15 protein-coding genes and 1 other annotated feature are annotated in these 18450 nt (G+C 28.0%); of the genes, 13 read left to right on the forward strand and 2 right to left on the reverse strand.

Annotated elements, in window-relative coordinates; all coding sequences use genetic code 11:
• Position 1 precedes the first annotated feature (1 nt).
• From F3K33_RS03670 to F3K33_RS03690, 5 genes are all read left to right on the forward strand, one after another.
• Complete coding sequence (locus F3K33_RS03670) at positions 2–664, forward strand: thiamine phosphate synthase (RefSeq protein ID WP_023973634.1); 663 nt, start codon at positions 2–4, stop codon at positions 662–664.
• A 171-nt stretch (positions 665–835) separates the two neighbouring features.
• A complete protein-coding gene (locus tag F3K33_RS03675) occupies positions 836–1702 on the forward strand; it encodes a tRNA 2-thiocytidine(32) synthetase TtcA (RefSeq protein ID WP_011967997.1) in 867 nt (288 codons plus the stop codon).
• Positions 1703–1791: 89 nt separating this feature from the next.
• Positions 1792–1983 carry a DUF4250 domain-containing protein gene (locus F3K33_RS03680; protein ID WP_011967998.1) on the forward strand — a complete coding sequence of 64 codons (192 nt, stop codon included), beginning with the start codon at positions 1792–1794 and terminating at the stop codon, positions 1981–1983.
• 192 nt (positions 1984–2175) lie between these two features.
• Positions 2176–3921: a putative bifunctional diguanylate cyclase/phosphodiesterase gene (locus tag F3K33_RS03685; RefSeq protein ID WP_011967999.1), complete on the forward strand. Its 1746-nt coding sequence runs from the start codon at positions 2176–2178 to the stop codon at positions 3919–3921.
• A gap of 46 nt (positions 3922–3967) precedes the next feature.
• Positions 3968–4200 (forward strand) — a binding site (T-box leader).
• A 176-nt stretch (positions 4201–4376) separates the two neighbouring features.
• On the forward strand, positions 4377–4895 hold the full coding sequence (locus F3K33_RS03690) for a tryptophan transporter (protein ID WP_011968000.1): 519 nt from the start codon (positions 4377–4379) through the stop codon (positions 4893–4895).
• 72 nt (positions 4896–4967) lie between these two features.
• On the opposite strand, the gene F3K33_RS03695 is transcribed toward F3K33_RS03690, so the two are convergent.
• Positions 4968–5684 (reverse strand): polysaccharide deacetylase family protein, encoded by a 717-nt coding sequence (locus F3K33_RS03695; RefSeq protein WP_017212459.1) that lies wholly within the window; start codon positions 5682–5684, stop codon positions 4968–4970.
• Positions 5685–5861: 177 nt separating this feature from the next.
• Between F3K33_RS03695 and F3K33_RS03700 the strand changes: the two genes are divergently transcribed.
• The 3 genes from F3K33_RS03700 to dut all read left to right on the forward strand — a co-directional run bounded on the left by F3K33_RS03700 (position 5862) and on the right by dut (position 12440).
• Positions 5862–11216 (forward strand): diguanylate cyclase, encoded by a 5355-nt coding sequence (locus F3K33_RS03700; RefSeq protein ID WP_039773305.1) that lies wholly within the window; start codon positions 5862–5864, stop codon positions 11214–11216.
• A gap of 97 nt (positions 11217–11313) precedes the next feature.
• Positions 11314–11820 (forward strand): prealbumin-like fold domain-containing protein, encoded by a 507-nt coding sequence (locus F3K33_RS03705; protein WP_011968003.1) that lies wholly within the window; start codon positions 11314–11316, stop codon positions 11818–11820.
• A gap of 179 nt (positions 11821–11999) precedes the next feature.
• Positions 12000–12440 carry a dUTP diphosphatase gene (gene dut, locus F3K33_RS03710; protein ID WP_011968004.1) on the forward strand — a complete coding sequence of 147 codons (441 nt, stop codon included), beginning with the start codon at positions 12000–12002 and terminating at the stop codon, positions 12438–12440.
• A 39-nt stretch (positions 12441–12479) separates the two neighbouring features.
• On the opposite strand, the gene F3K33_RS03715 is transcribed toward dut, so the two are convergent.
• Positions 12480–13040 (reverse strand): class I SAM-dependent methyltransferase, encoded by a 561-nt coding sequence (locus F3K33_RS03715; protein WP_023973628.1) that lies wholly within the window; start codon positions 13038–13040, stop codon positions 12480–12482.
• Positions 13041–13625: 585 nt separating this feature from the next.
• On the opposite strand from F3K33_RS03715, the gene F3K33_RS03720 reads away from it, so the two are divergent.
• The 5 genes from F3K33_RS03720 (at position 13626) to gltA (ending at position 18341) form a co-directional block, all read left to right on the forward strand.
• A complete protein-coding gene (locus tag F3K33_RS03720) occupies positions 13626–14183 on the forward strand; it encodes an accessory gene regulator B family protein (protein ID WP_011968006.1) in 558 nt (185 codons plus the stop codon).
• Positions 14184–14238: 55 nt separating this feature from the next.
• Positions 14239–14367, forward strand: a complete 129-nt coding sequence (locus tag F3K33_RS26935; protein WP_017212455.1) for a hypothetical protein — start codon at positions 14239–14241, stop codon at positions 14365–14367.
• Between the two features lie 34 nt (positions 14368–14401).
• A complete protein-coding gene (locus tag F3K33_RS03725; protein WP_039773947.1) occupies positions 14402–15664 on the forward strand; it encodes a sensor histidine kinase in 1263 nt (420 codons plus the stop codon).
• A gap of 392 nt (positions 15665–16056) precedes the next feature.
• A complete protein-coding gene (locus F3K33_RS03730; protein WP_041895316.1) occupies positions 16057–16947 on the forward strand; it encodes a sulfide/dihydroorotate dehydrogenase-like FAD/NAD-binding protein in 891 nt (296 codons plus the stop codon).
• Positions 16947–18341 (forward strand): NADPH-dependent glutamate synthase, encoded by a 1395-nt coding sequence (gene gltA / locus F3K33_RS03735; protein ID WP_154861647.1) that lies wholly within the window; start codon positions 16947–16949, stop codon positions 18339–18341. Before F3K33_RS03730 ends, gltA begins: the two co-directional genes overlap by 1 nt.
• The last annotated feature ends 109 nt before the right edge of the window (positions 18342–18450 follow it).

An 18450-nucleotide genomic window follows, 5' to 3' on the forward strand; every position in this document is an offset into this window, starting at 1 on the left:
GATGTCTGTAATTGGAATAACAAATAGAAAACTTTGTAGGGACTTTTTTGATCAAATAAAAAAAATATCAGAATCTAATCTAGATTTCTTAATTATACGAGAAAAAGATTTAAGCAGTGAAGAGCTAATGATATTAGTTTTGAAAGTAAAAGAGGAACTGAAAAATACAAATATCAGAATAATACTAAATTCCAATATAGATATTGCTAAAAAGTCCAATGTTGATGGAATTCAGTTATCATTTAATGATTTTATAAATATTAGTAACAGGTTATGCACAGGAAGAGCAATAAATTCTAAAGAAATGGTGGATAATTTTTATTTTAGTGGGAATAAATATAAAATATATAAGATGATCGGCGTTTCAATACATAGTTGCGAAGAAGGTATACAAGCGGCTAAATTAGGAGCAGACTATGTTATTTATGGCCATGTGTTTGAAACTGATTGTAAAAAAGGTCTTCCTCCTAGAGGAATTAAGGAAATAGAGGCTCTTTCCAAGAAGATTGACATTCCAGTCATTGGGATAGGCGGAATAAATCAAGATAATTATAAGAAAGTATTGGATGCTGGAGCAAGTGGAATTGCTATAATGTCTAGTTTAATGAAAGACAAAAACCCTGAAGAACTAGTGAAATCTCTTTCTAAAGAAACATTACTTTGATATATGAAAATCAAAGTACAAATACGAATAATTAAAATCAGCTAATATTAAAACCTAAAAACACTTGTAAATCTTAAGTGTTCATTATAAACTCTTTAAAGAAAGATATATTCAAGAATAATTAGTATCTATGATCTGGATACTATTAAGATAATAAGGAGAAATGAAATAATGAGTACAATTGCAGGAAAAGGCTGTCCAAGAATTATACCAGATGGAGAAAAAAAGCCACTAGAAGAGATTGAAAAAGCTATAATTAAAAGCTATAGAAAGCATATTTGGTCAAAATTTGTTAAGGCAATTAAAGAATATAATTTAATTCAAGAAGGAGATAAAATTGCTGTTGGAATTTCTGGAGGAAAAGATAGTATACTTATGGCGAAATTATTTCAGGAGTTGCAAAGACATGGTCAAGTTAAATTTGAATTAGTATTTTTAGCTATGGATCCAGGGTATCATCCAGATATAAAAAATTTACTAATAGAAAATTGTGAGCATCTAAATATTCCAATTCATATGTATGAATCAGGCATTTTTGATGTTGTTGATAAAATGGCTAAGGATTACCCATGTTATTTATGCGCAAGAATGAGAAGAGGCTCTCTTTATGCAAAAGCAAAAGAATTTGGATGTAATAAACTTGCATTAGGACATCATTATAATGATGTAATTGAAACAACTATGCTAAACATTTTATATGGTGGTAATTTTAAGACAATGTTGCCTAAATTAAAAGCTAAAAATTTTGAAGGTTTAGAATTAATTAGGCCTATGTATTTTATAGAGGAAGAGTATATAAAAAGATTTATAAATTATAGTGGTATATGGCCATTGAATTGCGCTTGTATGGTTGCAGCTGAAAGAATAGGTAATAAGAGATATGAAATAAAAGATCTTATTAAAGAATTAAAGAAGAATTTTAGCGGAGTTGAAAAGTCTATCTTTAAAGCAGCTGAAAATGTTAGTATGGATTCAATATTAGGTTGGCAAAAGGGCGAAGAAAAGCATTCTTTTCTAGATTATTACGATGAAGAGTAGACTTAAGTAACTAAAAGTATTTATTAATTTGGAAATGTATGCTATGCTATAATTAACCATATACCAATAGATGAAAAGGAAGAGTAGAGATGGAAAATAATCCTATGGGGATCAGTGATCCAAACATATTGTTAAGTGTAATAAACATGAAATTAAGAGATCAATATGGTTCATTAGATATTCTTTGTGATGATTTAGAATTATCTAAAGACGATATTATAAATATATTAATAAGTATCGGCTATAAATACGAGGAAGAAGAAAATCAATTTAAGAATTAGAGTCTTAATAAATAATTATTCATAAAGTTAGGAAGGTGATGTTATATGAATTTAAAAAAGACAGGCAAATTAATTACTGTTATAGCAGCAACAGCAGCTTTAATAGCATCATTAGCAAATGATAAGAAATCTAAAGATTCTAACAAACAGGAATAGTACAAATTATAGAATTATGTGAAGGATTGTATATATATGATTAGGGAGGAACTTCAATTAAATCATGAGGAAATATTTGATTCTATACCAATTTTGGGCGTTAATATAATTTGGAATCAATCAGAGCTTAAATTAATAATTGATGATACAATGAAAAGTTTTTTTGAAGAGTATGATACTAAGAATGAAACTTTAGATCAATTTATAAATTTTGTTGGTGAAGAAGATAAACAAAATGTTTTAAGCTTTTTCTCTCAAGATTTAAAGAGACACTATATAAATAGAGAACAAATGCAGCTACAATACAAGATGGAAAGTCCTAGGGGTAACATTGTTGAGTTTATTCTTGTCGGGAAGTCAATTAAAAGTAATGAACAGTATTACTTTACTGGAACTAGTTATTGCTTTAAGGACTTAGAGAATGAATATGGTGATATAGATTCTTTGACGAAAAATTGGAAAGAATCTATGGTCAATAAAACAATAGATTCAATAATTCATAGTGATAGAATTACAGGGCTACCTAATAAATATTTTTTCAAGAACACGGTAGCCAAAATGTTACAAAATGTTGTTAATAGTAATACTAGAGCCGCGATGCTGATAATAGATTTAGATAATTTTAAATATGTAAACGACTCCTACGGGCATGATTTTGGAGACTTAGTGTTAAAAGAAGTGGGCTATAATATAGTCGAATCTGTTACAGAAGATATATTAGTATCAAGATATAGCGGCAATACTTTTCTGTTATTTAAGCCAAATATAATTGATATACAAGAAATTATAACTTTGGGTAATGCTATAGCAAAGTCTTTTGAAAAACCTAATATAGTGAATGGAAGAAAAATATACTTAACAGCAAGTATTGGTGTTTCTCTATCTCCAGATCACGGAATAGATTATAATACATTACTCAAAAATGCAGATGCAGCAATGTATGAAGCAAAGAAAAATGGTAAAAATGAGTGTGATTTTTTTGATGATAGCCTTTCTGATGAGCTAAATAGAGTTTATAGTTTGCAGAAAGGGTTAAGAACTGCACTGAATAATAATGAATTATATGTTATGTTTCAACCTAAAGTATCACTCGATGATTCTTTGGTAAACGGATTTGAAGCTTTAGCAAGATGGGAAAGTCGTGAATTTGGAATGGTAAGTCCGGCGGAATTTATTCCGATCGCAGAAAGTTCAAAAATGATAATTCCAATTGGAAGTTTTGTTTTGGAAGAAGTATTCAAAAAGACGAAATGTCTTTTAAACGAGGGAAATGATAATTTTAAGATAGCAGTTAATTTGTCTGAAATGCAGCTCAGAGAGGATGTCGTTTTATCAGATTTTAAAAAACTAATAAAGAAATATAAAATTCATCCAAAGTATATAGAAGTAGAAATAACAGAAAGTATGCTAATGAAATCATTTGATAGAAACGTTAAGATCCTTCAGGAGATAAAAAAATTAGGAGTAAGCATTGCTTTAGATGACTTTGGGACGGGATACTCTTCACTTAACTATTTGACAAAATTACCTATAGATGTGCTAAAGATAGATAGGAGTTTTGTAATTGATTTGATGAACAATCCTAAGAGTAAATGTATTGTAGAGAATATAATAAACTTATCACATCAATTGGGGATAGAAGTAGTGGCAGAAGGTGTTGAAGAAAAATCGCAAGTTGAATATTTAAGAACAATATTATGTGATGTTGTTCAAGGATACTATTTCAGTAAACCAAGAATGTTTGACGCAATTAAGAATATAATCGGTAAGGAAATTTTATAAAAAGTGTTGACAAACACTATTTGAGGATATAATATAAGATTATAAAATAAATCCTACGAAGAGGGATAGTAATCATATAACAATGTTAAAGAGAGCTGAAGGTGGTGAGATTTCAGTACGGTAGTTAATGATGAATGGGCCTTTGAGGAGCGAGATGAAATCTTTTGAGAGTAGTTTAGCCGTAAGTCGCACGTTATAGCGAATAAGATATGTTTGTATCTGAAATGAGAGGCATTTTATGCAATCTAGGTGGCAACGCGGATAATATCCGTCCTATTAATTATAGGACGGTTTTTTTATATTCTTTTTTAGTAGTTGTTAACCAAAAGACTCTATATTTGGAAGCATAACAAAGAAATATATTTAAATATTGGGGCGTGATAAGTATGTTGTGAAAGAAAGTGGTTTCAACTTAAAAATAAAATAAGCAAAGATTAACAAGGGGGATTTTTATTATGAATACAAAGAAAATGGCAACAAATGCAATTTTAATAGCAATAGGAGCAATATTACACCAGGTTACACCACCATTCGGTATGCAGGCAGATTTCTCATTAGCAATGTTATTTATAATAATAGTGTTTAATAAAGATTATAAAACAACATTACTATGTGGGATTATTATGGGAGTGTTTGCGGCACTAACAACTAAAACACCAGGAGGACAATTACCAAATATTATAGATAAATTTATAACTTGTAATGTCATGTATTTGATATTAATGCCTTTAAGAAATAAAGTTAATAAGTTAGTGCAAGTATCAATATTATTACCTTTAGGAACTTTAGTGAGCGGAACAGTATTTTTAACTTTACTAGCAAATATAGTAGGATTACCTGGAGGATTATCGTTTAATGTACTTTTCATATCAGTAGTCGTGCCAACAATAATAGTGAATACAATATCAGGAATTATAATGTTTAAAATTGTTGAAAAGATTACATCGGTAAATGGAAGCTATGCGGTAGAATAGATATTTTGTATAATTTAAAGAGGCTATTTCAAAAGGATTAATTTTGAGATAGCTTCTTTATTTTACCCATTATTATTTTTTCATGAAATGATATTCTTCATCAGTATTTTCATCGATTGCTTTAAATTCATAGCCATTATCTTTATAATATTTAATTACACTAGGTAGAGCCGTTACTGAATTTTTACTCATATATGCACAATGCATTAATAGTACTACACGCTCTTTGTCACTTTTGGAATTTTTAATAAATGTACTTGGACTAGCATTAGGGTGAGCACCATCACCACTATCTGTATTCCAATCGTAAATTTTTAGGTTATTTTGATGAAGTAAATCCACCATAGACTGCGAAATTTTATAACAGTTATTATTACAACCAAAAGGGAATCTTAGTATAGTTGGCTTAATACCAACTATGGAATTAATTATTTGCTGGGTATCCAACATCTCTTTTAGAAATTCTTCATTAGAGTGATAAAGGATATTTCGATTATGACTCATACTATGAAGACCAAGGGCATGCCCTTCATTATACATTCTTTTAACTAAATCTTCTTGTCCTTTGATTTGACTTCCTATTAAGAAAAAGGTTGCAGGAACAGATTCTTGTTTTAATATGTCCAAAACATTAGTGGTCACCTTTCCAGCTGGGCCATCATCGAAAGTTAGATATATTATTTTTTTTTCATCAGCAAGAACCGTATGCATAAGAAGATTTTGATAATTAATTATAGTTATTATAATCAAAACAAAAGGAATGTATTTCTTTAGCGATTTTAGATTCATATTATCACCTTCCTAAATGTTTTTACAAAAAGTATTATGTCCTAAAATTAAATTTATATTATAAGCCTTTATATACTTTTGGTTACAATGATAATTAAGAAGATATAATTATAAAAATATGAATTTATGTAAAAAAGTAGATAATTAATTGAATTAGATATAATAGTGTTCAGGATTATGCTAAAATATGGTATAATTTTAGATAGATTGGTAAACTTCAAGTTAGTGAAGAAAAGGGATGAATTAGAATTGAGAAATGTAAATAATAAATATCTAATAGAGCATGAGATAGTTATTGAAGAGAATTTTTCAAATTATATTGTTACAGATACAGAGAGAGACGCAAGATATGTTCTATGTATTTTGAAAAATGGTTTTACATATGAGAAAACAAGAGAATATTTATTGAGTAAATTTAAGACTATTAAAAATCTTAATTTTGAGAACGTTACTAACATTATAAATATTGAAATAATTTATAGTATTAATGGGATAAAACTTGATACTCCTCAATATGGGTATTTAATGGAGTATGTAGAGGCTAAACTGGATACACAAGATTATTTTAATAAATGTGACTTTCATAAGAAATTAGATACATTTATGGAGATTTGTGCTGCTATCAATACGCTAAACATGCAAGGATATATATTTGATGATATTAGTATGAAGGATGTAATATTAATTCCCGACTCTAACAATAATGTGAAAGTCAAAATGAAAGATTTGTTAGCAAATGAATTAAGAAAGTTCAATTTAATAAATTCATTACCTTACCAATATAACATCGAAACAAGAGAAGATATAAATTCAAATAAAGATAATATTGTACAAGTTGCAGAACTGTGCAGACAAATATTCACAGAATCAGAACTTGAAACAGGATTTAAAGGATTAGAAGATATAAAAAATATATATAATCGAGTGAATACTATAAATAAATCGTTTAAACTTAAATATTTTATACAAAATATAAACAAAAAAATGAAGAAGAACTATAGCGTGTTTATTAGTGAGGCTTTAAATAAGATTAAAACGGATTTAGATATAATAGGAATGACAGAAGAAATAAAAATAGTGGAAAAAAATTTTCAGAGGATATTGGAAAACAAGCAGAGAAATAAGTTTATAAATTTCAATGGTGAAGATGGAAGCGGAAAAACCAGACTTTTAGAAGAAATTAAATATAGATTTGAAAACAAATACTTCAAAGACATTATATATATTGATGATTTTAATAATAAAAATGCAAGCAACGAAGAGCAATATAATACAATACTAAATTACATTTTAAATAAAGTAGATAAGAATTTGAGAGATAAGTATGAAATTTATATAAAAAAATTTATTTCTATATTATTTGAAAAAAATTCTACAAATAGTGAAAATAATAAACAAAAGCTTCAATTGATTAATAGAATGGGGAAGTTCATAAGTGAATATACAATGACTAAGCCATTTATAATGATAATAGATGATTTAGATAAAAAAAATGAAGTTTTCAAACTGTTTATTAAATATATAATCTTTTTAAGAAATAACTTAGAAAATGTTATGATAATATTTTCTATGAATGAAAGCAGTGTTGATGAAAATTTCATAAAGTTCATAAATGAACTAAAACAAGTAGAGACGTACGAAGAATATAAAATAAATTATTTTAATCAATATAATACTACTAAGATGATTAGAAGTATGCTTAATACAGGTACTGATGTTAATAAGTTAGCGGTAAAGATATATTCAGAAACGCTAGGGAATCCGCAGTATATAAGTGGAGTTATAAATGAATTATACGGTAATGGAACCTTATATTTTGATAGCAATAATGGAGAATGGAAGACTAATATTAAGGTTCAAGATATACTTATACCCAAATCTCTAGAAAGAAGATTAGAGGCAAGTATTTTTTCATTAAATGAAGAAGAAATTAATATTTTAAAGGAGTTAGCTATATTTAAAACTCCTTTATCAGAAAAAATAATTTTAGAATATGTAATAATGGATTCTGATAATATAGAAATTTATGATAATTTAAAATCAAAAGGCATTTTGACTGATAAAATAAGTGATCAAGGTATACTTATAGGTTTTAGAAATAATTTATTAAGAAATATATTGTATTTAAAGCTAAGTGAAGAAGAAAGAATTAAACTACACTCTAAGGCATCTATTTTTATGGAAAAAATTTTACTTGATACAGATTATTATATAGAAGAATTATTATTGCATTTAGAAAAAAGTAATAGTTACGAAAAAGCATATTTTTATACATTAAAATACGCAGAAGCTCAGGATCTGTTAGGTGATATATCGAAGGCAATATCATATTATAAGAAGGTATTAACATATCCTAGTGATTCAAGTGGAAGTGAAGTGGCAATTAAGATTGCAAAGCTTTATGAAAAAAAATCTAACCATGAAAAAAGTTTTGAACATTTTGAAAAGGCAAATCAAATAGCAATACAGAATGACGAAATTGAAATTGAAATATATACGCTGCTTGAAATGATAATAATAAAAATTAATAGTATTACAGATATAGATACAGGGATAGATTATTCTTTAAATTGTGTACGAAGATTGCTAGATAAAGAACACTATCCTAAGGGAGAGGTTTATTATTACTATGCACTTTCATTAAAATATAGATTAGAATATAACAATAAATTAACGATGCTTAATGCACAAAAAGCAATAATTATATGTGAAGAAAATAAGATAAAAGAGGATGTATATGGTTGGGCAGTGAGTATCCTTATTAATATATATATAAAGAAGGGGAATTATAAAGAGGCCAAAAATTTATGTTTATATGCAAACAGTATATTTATTAATAACAATAATATTAATGGTCAATTATATATTAAACTATTAGATGCATCTGTCTGTAAGGAAGAAGGAAGAGATAACAAGGAGATTTTAGAGCAATATTTAGAAATAGCTAGAGAAGGAAATAAACAGAAAGTATACAAGAGGGAAATATTGAGTCTAATTTGCATAGCAGATATTTATAGTCAGGAAAAAAGATATTTAGAAGCAGAGAAATATCTATTAAGAGCACTAGAAAGAGAAAGAGAAGAGGGGATAGACTCTTATTCATTTAATATTTGCAATGAACTTTGTTTGTTATATATAAAATCAGGAAGGATAAGTCTGGTAGTAAAGTATCATAATTTAATAATGCAAATGCAAAAAGGATTAAAGCTATTGGAAGATAGAATTATAAATACAAACTATACATATGCTTTATATAATCTGATGATTTGTAATTATGATTTGGCATATGACCACTTGAAAAAAATATATGCTCTAATATTTAATAGCAATAGTTCTAAGTATAAAATAGTTGTTTGCAATTACTTTGAGCTTATTTTATATAAATGTAAAAATGAGGGTGATATAAGAAATGTATACAATAAGTTAGAGAAAAAAATTAAGCTATTACAGGATGTAGATACATGTCTCGAAATAAGGATAAGTGCTATTAGAAGAATTTTAACACTTGGATATAAGGGATTGGCTAAAGAATTATTCTTTGATCTCAATGGATATCCTAAAAATTATAATGTTGAAGGAATTTATGTATATCTAGAACTCAATTTTAGAAATAGAAATCAATATAATTTTCTGATAAATAAGGCACTAAGAGTATGCTCTTTTGTGGATAATCAGGAAATTAAAGCTGATATATATTCTGCGATTGGTGAGAAGTATAATGAACTTGAATGTAATGTATTGGCATTGAATTATTATTATGAATCTATAGCTTTATATATAGATACAATAAATTTATTACCACAAAATGATAAGTTATCATATGCAAATAATAGTAGGTTTTTGGAAACCCGTAAGTTATTTGTAAAATGCTTAAATGAAGATTTGGGTATAAATATAAGTTTTAAATCAACACAATTTATAAAAACAATTGAGGATTTAGAGCAAATATTAAAAGAATTAGATTTAATGAATATACTAGATAATGAAGATACATTTAAATTGGTCCAATATTTATATGAAAAATGCTATTACAATGATTTTAGAGATATATTTAAAGTCTTTGAGAAGTTTTCTAATAATACTATTGATGATATAAAAAATGTGATGAAGTATATGGCTAGATTAATTTTAGCAGATAAGGCTATGATTGTTACAGAGAACGAGCAGGGAGAAAATGATGTTATATGCACGTATAGAATTAGCGACAAAAATGAAATAAATAGATACCTCTCACTAAAAGTTGATTCAGATGAAGATACATTCGCAATTTGCAGTAATGACCCTAGATTCTATCAGTTAGATGATAAGGTACTGAAAGATGGAATAAGATCTTGTATGTATATGAAAATAATAAATAGAGAAAAACACATAAATAGTAGTGCAGGAATTAATGCAAGATTAATATTTATTACTAACAACGCATTAAATTATATAAATAATGAATCAAAGAAAACAATAGAGAAATTTAAACCTTTCTTAACCTTTTTATTAGAAAAGTATAATCTTACAATAAGCTCTACACTAGACAAGCTGACAGGTGTTTATAATAGAAAATATTTTGAAGAAGCGTTACTTTTTTTATTAGATTCTGCGAAGGCAAGAGAAAGTGAATTTGCTGTAATGATGTTTGATATCGACGATTTTAAAGGCGTAAATGACAAATATGGACATCAAACTGGAGATGAAGTCTTAGTTAAGGTTGCAGATGAAGTTAAAAAGTGTATGAGCAAAGGTGATATTATTGGAAGATATGGAGGAGAGGAATTTATAATTCTCTTGCCTAATGTTAATTGTGAAGCAGCTATAAATTTAGGGGAGAGAATAAGAAAAAATATAGAGGAAGCAAGGATTCTAGGAGATAAAAGAAAAGTGACTGTAAGTATAGGAATAGCAATGAGTTCTTATGAATCTCTTAACAATGAAGAAATTATAAGGAGAGCTGACCAGGCTCTATATAAGGCTAAACGTGATGGAAAGAATAGATGCATCGTTTGGGAAAATGAGTGCGGAGCAAGTGGAAATACAAATGACGAATTAACTGGAGTATTATCAGGAAATGCGGCTAAAGATTATAATTTTATGTTAATGCTTAAAGAAATAGCTGGTATTGCCAAACGTAGATGTAGTAAGGAAGAAAAGATTTATAATCTTATTTTAAAGATTATGCAGACGATTGAGTGCGATGTAGCTACAATTTTTATTGTAAAAGAGAAGAAAATAGTTAATACGTATAGTAAGAGAAGAAATAAGGATAATTGGAATTTAGATGATAGGTTTAATTTTAAATTAGTAAATCAAGTCATTGAAGAAGAAAAAGGTTTATATTTAGTAGATTGGGAGAGCATGGACAGTCACAATAGTTATGGGCTTCCTGACTGGAAATCAGTCTGTATATCTCCAATAATTTGTAACGGAGAGCTATTAGCAGTTATATACCTTTCAATTTCAGTAAATGAGAAAGAATTTATTTGTAATGACTATAATGTGCTGAATTTTTTAATAGAAATAGGTAGTTCCATTTTTCTTGGTTAAACTAACAATACATTTTAGAATGTTTTCAATTCATAATCACATAAAAGTTTATTTATCATATTATATAAAGAGAACCAATTTTTAAGAGGAGCTTTTTATGAGTGATACTGTTCCTAGAAATTATGAAAAAGAAAATATTAATGATATAGTATCTGTAGAAAATAATACCAATTATAAATTTGAAATATCCGATGATAATAAGGAGAAAAGAGATAATAAAGAGTTCATATTAAATGAGAAATCTGCAAGTCCCCAAAGAGTAGAAGAAAAAGATTGTAATGGAGGGGAAATTATTGTTACATCAATTTTGGAATGTGAAGAACACGAATATTTAAAAGGTGTAAAAATTAATTTATATAAAATAAATGGATTATCTCCTGTTCTTGTTAAATCGAAAGTTACAGATGAGGAAGGAAAAGTTATTTTTTCTGGAGTTGAGGAAGGCTGTTATAGGATAATTGAGATTATTGATAAAAGATACTTTGAAAAACCTAAGTATATAAATTGGAACGAAATAATAATAGACAATACTAATAAGAAACAAAAAATAGTGGTAGTTAATAAATTTAAAAAATTTATGGCACAAAACAAATATAAGAATTAAATAAAGAATGAAGGTTATATTTAAAAAATAAATTAATTTATTCGTAAATATAACCTTTTGCATATGTTTAATTAAGTAATAAAAATTATAGAATACTTTAATTTAAATAAAAGAAGTGGATTTTTGTATTGGAAAATTATATAATCATAATATTATATAATCTTTAAGTAGGTGTTAGAATGGATAATTATATTTTAAAAATAAAAAAAATCGATGATAAAGCTGTTATACCTAATTATGCTCATGAAGGTGATGCTGGATTAGACCTATATGCAGTTAAAGAATTAACTTTAAAGCCGGGAGAAAGAGGATTAGTACATACAGGAATACAAATTGAACTCCCTAAAAATACTGAAGCTCAAATAAGACCAAGAAGCGGTCTTGCATTAAAAAATGGTATAACTACGTTAAATTCTCCAGGTACTATAGATGAAGGGTACAGAGGAGAAATAGGTGTTATTCTAATTAATCATGGAAGCGAAGTTTTCAAAGTGGAACCAGGAATGAAAATAGCTCAAATGGTTATAAAACCTGTAGTTAAAGTTGACATAATAGAAATAGAAGAACTATCTGAAAGTGAAAGAAATCAGAATGGATTTGGTTCATCAGGAACAAGGTAAATGGACAGGTATTGAGAGATACCTGTCTTTACTTATCAATTAAACTAATTTTAGAGATACATTGAACCTGCATGGATTATAATATCCATCAGTTATTTTCCAGTCTTTAAAGTCATTTTTATCATAAAGTAAGTGCTCTTTTCTGTGTGAAGTCATAGGTAGGTCTCCAATAAATATAGCCTCCTTAGCAACTCTTTTCAATTCTGAAATTGCTTGTTTAGCATACTCTTGATTAGGAAAATAGTGAAATGCTCCAAAGCAAAATACTTTATCAAAAGTTTTATCTTTAAAGATTAGATTATTTGCTTCTCCGTGAAGAACTGAATTATTAAGTAATTCTATGTGCCTTTTTACAAGAGAAGAGGAATAATCTACTCCTACATATTCACCACATTTTATATATTGAGCTAGTCCACCTGCTCCGCAGGCAACTTCTAATATTCTATCTGTTTCCTTAATGTCTAATTCTTTAACAATTTGTTTAGCTATTTCTTTTACATCAGCAGTAGTATCTTCGTATCCGTCTAATTCTTCTAAACATGTAGTATTTCCATTTCCTTTTCTTTCCCAAACTTCTTTCCAATAAGACATATCTTCCATAATTCTCTCCTCCTGAAATTTATTAAATTGAATAAAAATAAGAAATGTTTTATTCATATAAAACAGTTCAATTATTGAACAATATTATACTAACATTGTTCAATGTTCAGTACAATAAGTTCATGCAGAATTTACCATAGTATTTCAAAATGAGAAGAGGTAATAGAAAAGTATGTAGTAAGAATACAGTGCTGAGACTGAAGTGAAAATATTCCTATGAATAAAAGATATATATACAATTCATTAAATTAAAAAAAATATATATATAATTATAAATTAATTTGAATATATATTTAATCATATTTAAATTTTAAATGTAGAAAAATACCGATTTTTGCATTAGTATATAAAATTATACTTAAGACTAAATTAATATTTATAATATATTAAAGAAAAAGCATCCTATTAATAGTTACTTATTAAGGCACTTTTTTTATAATAATCATCTAATTAATGTTGGAAAAATATTTTTACAAATTATGCTTATTAACGACTTGGAGATGAATAAATATATGTTGAAAATTAGCAAATAAGGGACTATAATATATTTAACATATAGAAAAATATATAAAAAGAGAGATAAATATGGTAAAGAGTATTTCAAAAAAAATTATAAATAGCATATCTACAAATGATAACTATAGTAAAGACCAACTAGAACAAATGGAATATATTCTAGTTAGTATTTTATTTGAGACGATAAAGCTATTTTCTGTTATAGTTATATTTTCATTGTTTGGATATTTCGACAAAATTATTATAATTTTAGCAGTCATGAGTATGACTAAGATTTTTATAGGCGGATACCATGAAGATACTCAGGTTAAGTGTTTTATAGCCACAGTGCTATTAGCAATTGGAATATTGGTGTTAAATTCTCAGTGCACTCTCTCATTTGTAGGTAACTGTATACTAATTATCTTAAGTATATTTTGCCTATGGCATCAAGTTCCAATAATAAATCCTAAAATGCCAATTACGCGCCAAGAATTAATAAATAAAAACAGAATAAGAGGTCTAAGTATTGCAACAATACTTGGTATAACATCTATATGTCTGTACAATTTTAGCAACTATTATTCGCTTATAACATGGACAATCCTATTTAACACCATATTAATGTTTAATAAAAAAGATGCTTAATGTTTTGAAATATTAATGATAAATTTTAAGCAAAATTGAAAGGGGAATGGATTTTATGAAAATTAAAAATTTATTAGGTAAGGTATTAATGATGTTATCACTTTCAATGATTATATTTGCTCCAGCATCAGCAGCTACAGCAGGAATTGAAGAAATGCCTGAATCTATGAAAAAATTGAGATAAGTCACTTTCACGTAAATTTAAGGAGGAATTTTTGGTGCGTTTATTGGCAGATATAATAGTCTCTATGATTCAAGCTATAATTTTCGCGTATTCAACAGAATGCTGCTTGAAGAGTGAAAATAAATTAAACAAACTTAAAGTAGTTTTAATAACCATAGTTACTTTTATTATAAACAGTAGCTTTACAAGTATATTTGGAAACATATCTATCTGTGTGTTTATAATACATATATCATGTTTAGTTGTAATGATTTTCTCATATAAAGATAACAAACTAAAGTCAATGATTCCCTATACATTGACATATTCTTTTATGGGGGTATATGGAATTATATCATATAATTTATTTTTTGGTTTTATAGAAGGTCTGATACCAGTAGAATATGCAGATATAGCTAATATTTTGATTATATATGTTCCTTATATTTTATTCTTATACTTATGTATAAAATACATGGGCAAGTTTATAGAAATGTACAAGCTAGCAGTTAGTGAAAAGATTAATATGATTGTAATTATAACAATAAGCTTCTGTCTAGATTTCGTTTTGGCCTTTTATTTAATAATCTATAATGATGAATCTAAAATGTTAAAAAATATGATAATCACAATCTTGTGCGTATTTTTAGCGTTTATCATAAAATATTTTGCAAATATAAAGAAGAAATCAGATCAAATATTTAAATTAAATGAAGCTCTAGAAGAAAAAAATAGTGAACTTAGGAAAATTAAGCATGATTACGGAGCACAGATATCGTATTTATATGGACTTTGTCTAATGGAAAGATTCGATGATTTAAAAAAGTCTCTAAAAGATATTATAAATAAGAATGACTCTACGCCAACAGCTGTAGAAGTTAGCGAGAATAGAAATTCTATATTATCCCTTGCATTAAAACCGGCTATTGATATGGGAATACATGTAATAATAGAAGAAAATTGTGATTTCTCTGTAGTGAGTATTACTGAAATGGAGTTTTATAGAATAATATCTAATATAGTAAATAATGCAATAAAAGCAATGAACGGCAAAGGTATAATAATTGCAAAGGCTTATGAATATTTAGGAAATGTAATAGTAAGAATAGAAAATAATGGTCCTAGAATTCCAGAACAACATCTGAATGATATATTTAAAGTTGGGTTTACTACAAAGGAAAATAGTGATCAAAGTCATGGATACGGGTTAAGTATTGTAAAGGATTTAGTAGAGAGTCATAATGGTAAGATATATGCGAAAAGTAGCGATGTAGTTACTGAATTTAAAATAGTATTTCCTATAAAGAATTTTGTATAATATTTAGTATACATAGCGAATATTTCCCTAGAAATATATTTAGGATTGAATAGAAGTACATATTAAAAATAAATAAGATTATGATGATGATAATAGATCTTTATAAAATTAAGGTTTATTATCATTTTTTTTATTGAGTTTTGATAATTAGAAATCTTAATATCAGGTTTTTTATTATGAGAAACTTAATATAGATATCAGTGATAAATTTAGATGCATAGGGATATCACTAGAAAATGCTCGAGAATCATCAGTATTAAGTAGTAACATAGGTCCTATAGATAAGTAGAAATATATGAGAATTCATAAAAAGTATTTTAAAAATTCAGAATAATAGTGTAAACTATATATTAAGTGATAAAACTTAACATAATTAAAAGGGGTGCGATGGCATGTATAAAATAGTGAACAAAAAGGAGCTAACAAATAATATATTTTCAATGGATATAGAAGCTCCAAGAGTAGCAAAATCTGCAAAGCCTGGACAATTTATTATCATAAAAAATGATGAAAAAGGTGAAAGAATACCTTTGACTATAGCAGATTATGATCAGGAAAAAGGAACAGTAACTATAGTTTTTCAAACTGTAGGAAAAGGAACAAAACAGTTAGCTGCTTTTAATGAAGGGGATCATGTAGCTGACTTTGTTGGACCATTAGGTGTACCAAGTGAATTTATACATGAGGATATAGAAGAATTAAAGAAAAAGAATTTCATCTTTGTGGCAGGTGGAGTTGGTGCAGCACCAGTTTACCCACAAGTAAAATGGATGCATGAACATGGAATAGCTGTAGATGTTATTTTAGGAAGCAGAAACAAAGATTTATTAATATATGAAGATAAATTAAAGAATGCTGCTGGAAATCTTTATGTAACAACTGATGATGGTTCATATGAATTTAAGGGAACTGGATCAGATATGCTTAAAGAGCTAGTTAATAATCAAGGTAAAAGTTACGATCATGCAATTATTATTGGACCAATGATAATGATGAAATTTACTTCTATGCTAACTAAGGAATTAAAAATTCCAACAACAGTAAGCTTAAACCCAATAATGGTTGATGGTACAGGTATGTGTGGTGCTTGTAGAGTCACTGTTGGAGGAGAAGTTAAGTTTGCTTGTGTTGACGGACCAGAATTTGATGGACATTTAGTAAATTACGATGAATCAATGAGAAGACAAGCTATGTATAAAACAGAAGAAGGAAAAGCACAGTTAGAAGTTGAAGAAGGAAATACTCATAGTCACGGTGGCTGTGGTTGCAGAGGTGATAAATAATGGACATGAATGAGAGATTAGTTAGAATACCAGTAAGAGAGCAAGATCCAAAGGTTAGAGCAGCGAACTTTGAAGAAGTTTGTCTTGGATATAACGAAGAAGAAGCAACTAAAGAAGCTTCTAGATGTTTAAACTGTAAGAATCCTAAGTGTGTAGAAGGATGTCCAGTATCAATCAATATACCAGGATTTATTTCTTATGTTAAAGATGAAAAATTTGAAGAAGCTGCAAAAGAAATTTCAAAATACAGCTCACTTCCAGCAGTTTGTGGAAGAGTATGTCCACAAGAAAGGCAATGTGAAGGAAGATGTGTTTTAGGAATAAAAGGTGACTCAGTATCCATTGGTAAGCTTGAAAGATTTACAGCAGACTGGGCAGCATCACATAATGTTGATTTAAGTGCAACAGAACCTAAAAATGGAATTAAAGTTGCAGTTATAGGAAGTGGTCCTGCAGGACTTACTTGTGCTGGAGATTTAGCTAAAAAAGGATATGAAGTAACTATATTTGAGGCACTTCATAAAGCAGGCGGAGTTTTAGAATATGGAATTCCAGAATTCAGACTTCCAAAAGAAAAAGTAGTTAAAAATGAAGTTGAAAACATTAAGAAACTTGGTGTTAAAATAGAAACTAATGTTATAGTTGGCAGAACTATAACTATAGATCAATTGTTTGAAGATGAAGGATTCAAAGCTGTATTTATAGGTTCAGGTGCAGGGCTTCCAAGATTCATGGGAATACCAGGAGAAAATGCAAATGGAGTATGTTCAGCAAATGAATTTTTAACAAGAGTAAACTTAATGAAAGCAGCAGTAGAAGGATATGACACTCCAGTTAGATCTGGTAAAAAAGTTGCAGTAGTAGGCGGAGGAAATGTTGCTATGGACGCAGCAAGAACTGCCTTAAGACTCGGATCTGAAAGCCATATCGTTTATAGAAGAGGTGAATCAGAACTTCCAGCAAGAGTAGAAGAAGTACATCATGCTAAGGAAGAAGGAGTAATCTTTGATGTATTAACTAATCCAACAGAAATCTTAGTAGATGAAAATGGATGGGTTAAAGGAATGAAATGTGTAAGAATGGAACTTGGAGAACCAGATGCATCAGGAAGAAGAAGTCCAGTTGAAGTTCCAGGTTCAGAATTTGTTATGGATGTAGACACTGTAATAATGTCACTTGGAACATCACCAAATCCATTAATTTCATCAACAACTCAAGGATTAGAAATCAATAAGAGAAGATGTATTGTAGCTGAAGAAGAAACAGGTCTTACTACTAAAGAAGCAGTTTATGCTGGTGGAGATGCAGTTACAGGAGCAGCAACAGTAATACTTGCTATGGGTGCTGGTAAGAAGGCAGCAAAAGCTATAGATGAGTATTTACAAGGAAAATAAGATCTTCATTAGGTTTCAGTAACTAATAAGATATATACTTAAGCTAATATTTTATATAAAATAAGAGGATATTTGTTTCGAATGGCTAAAAATAAAAGCCATTAGAACA

It is taken from the genome of Clostridium beijerinckii (genome assembly GCF_008705175.1).
Taxonomy (GTDB): Bacteria; Bacillota; Clostridia; order Clostridiales; family Clostridiaceae; genus Clostridium; species Clostridium beijerinckii.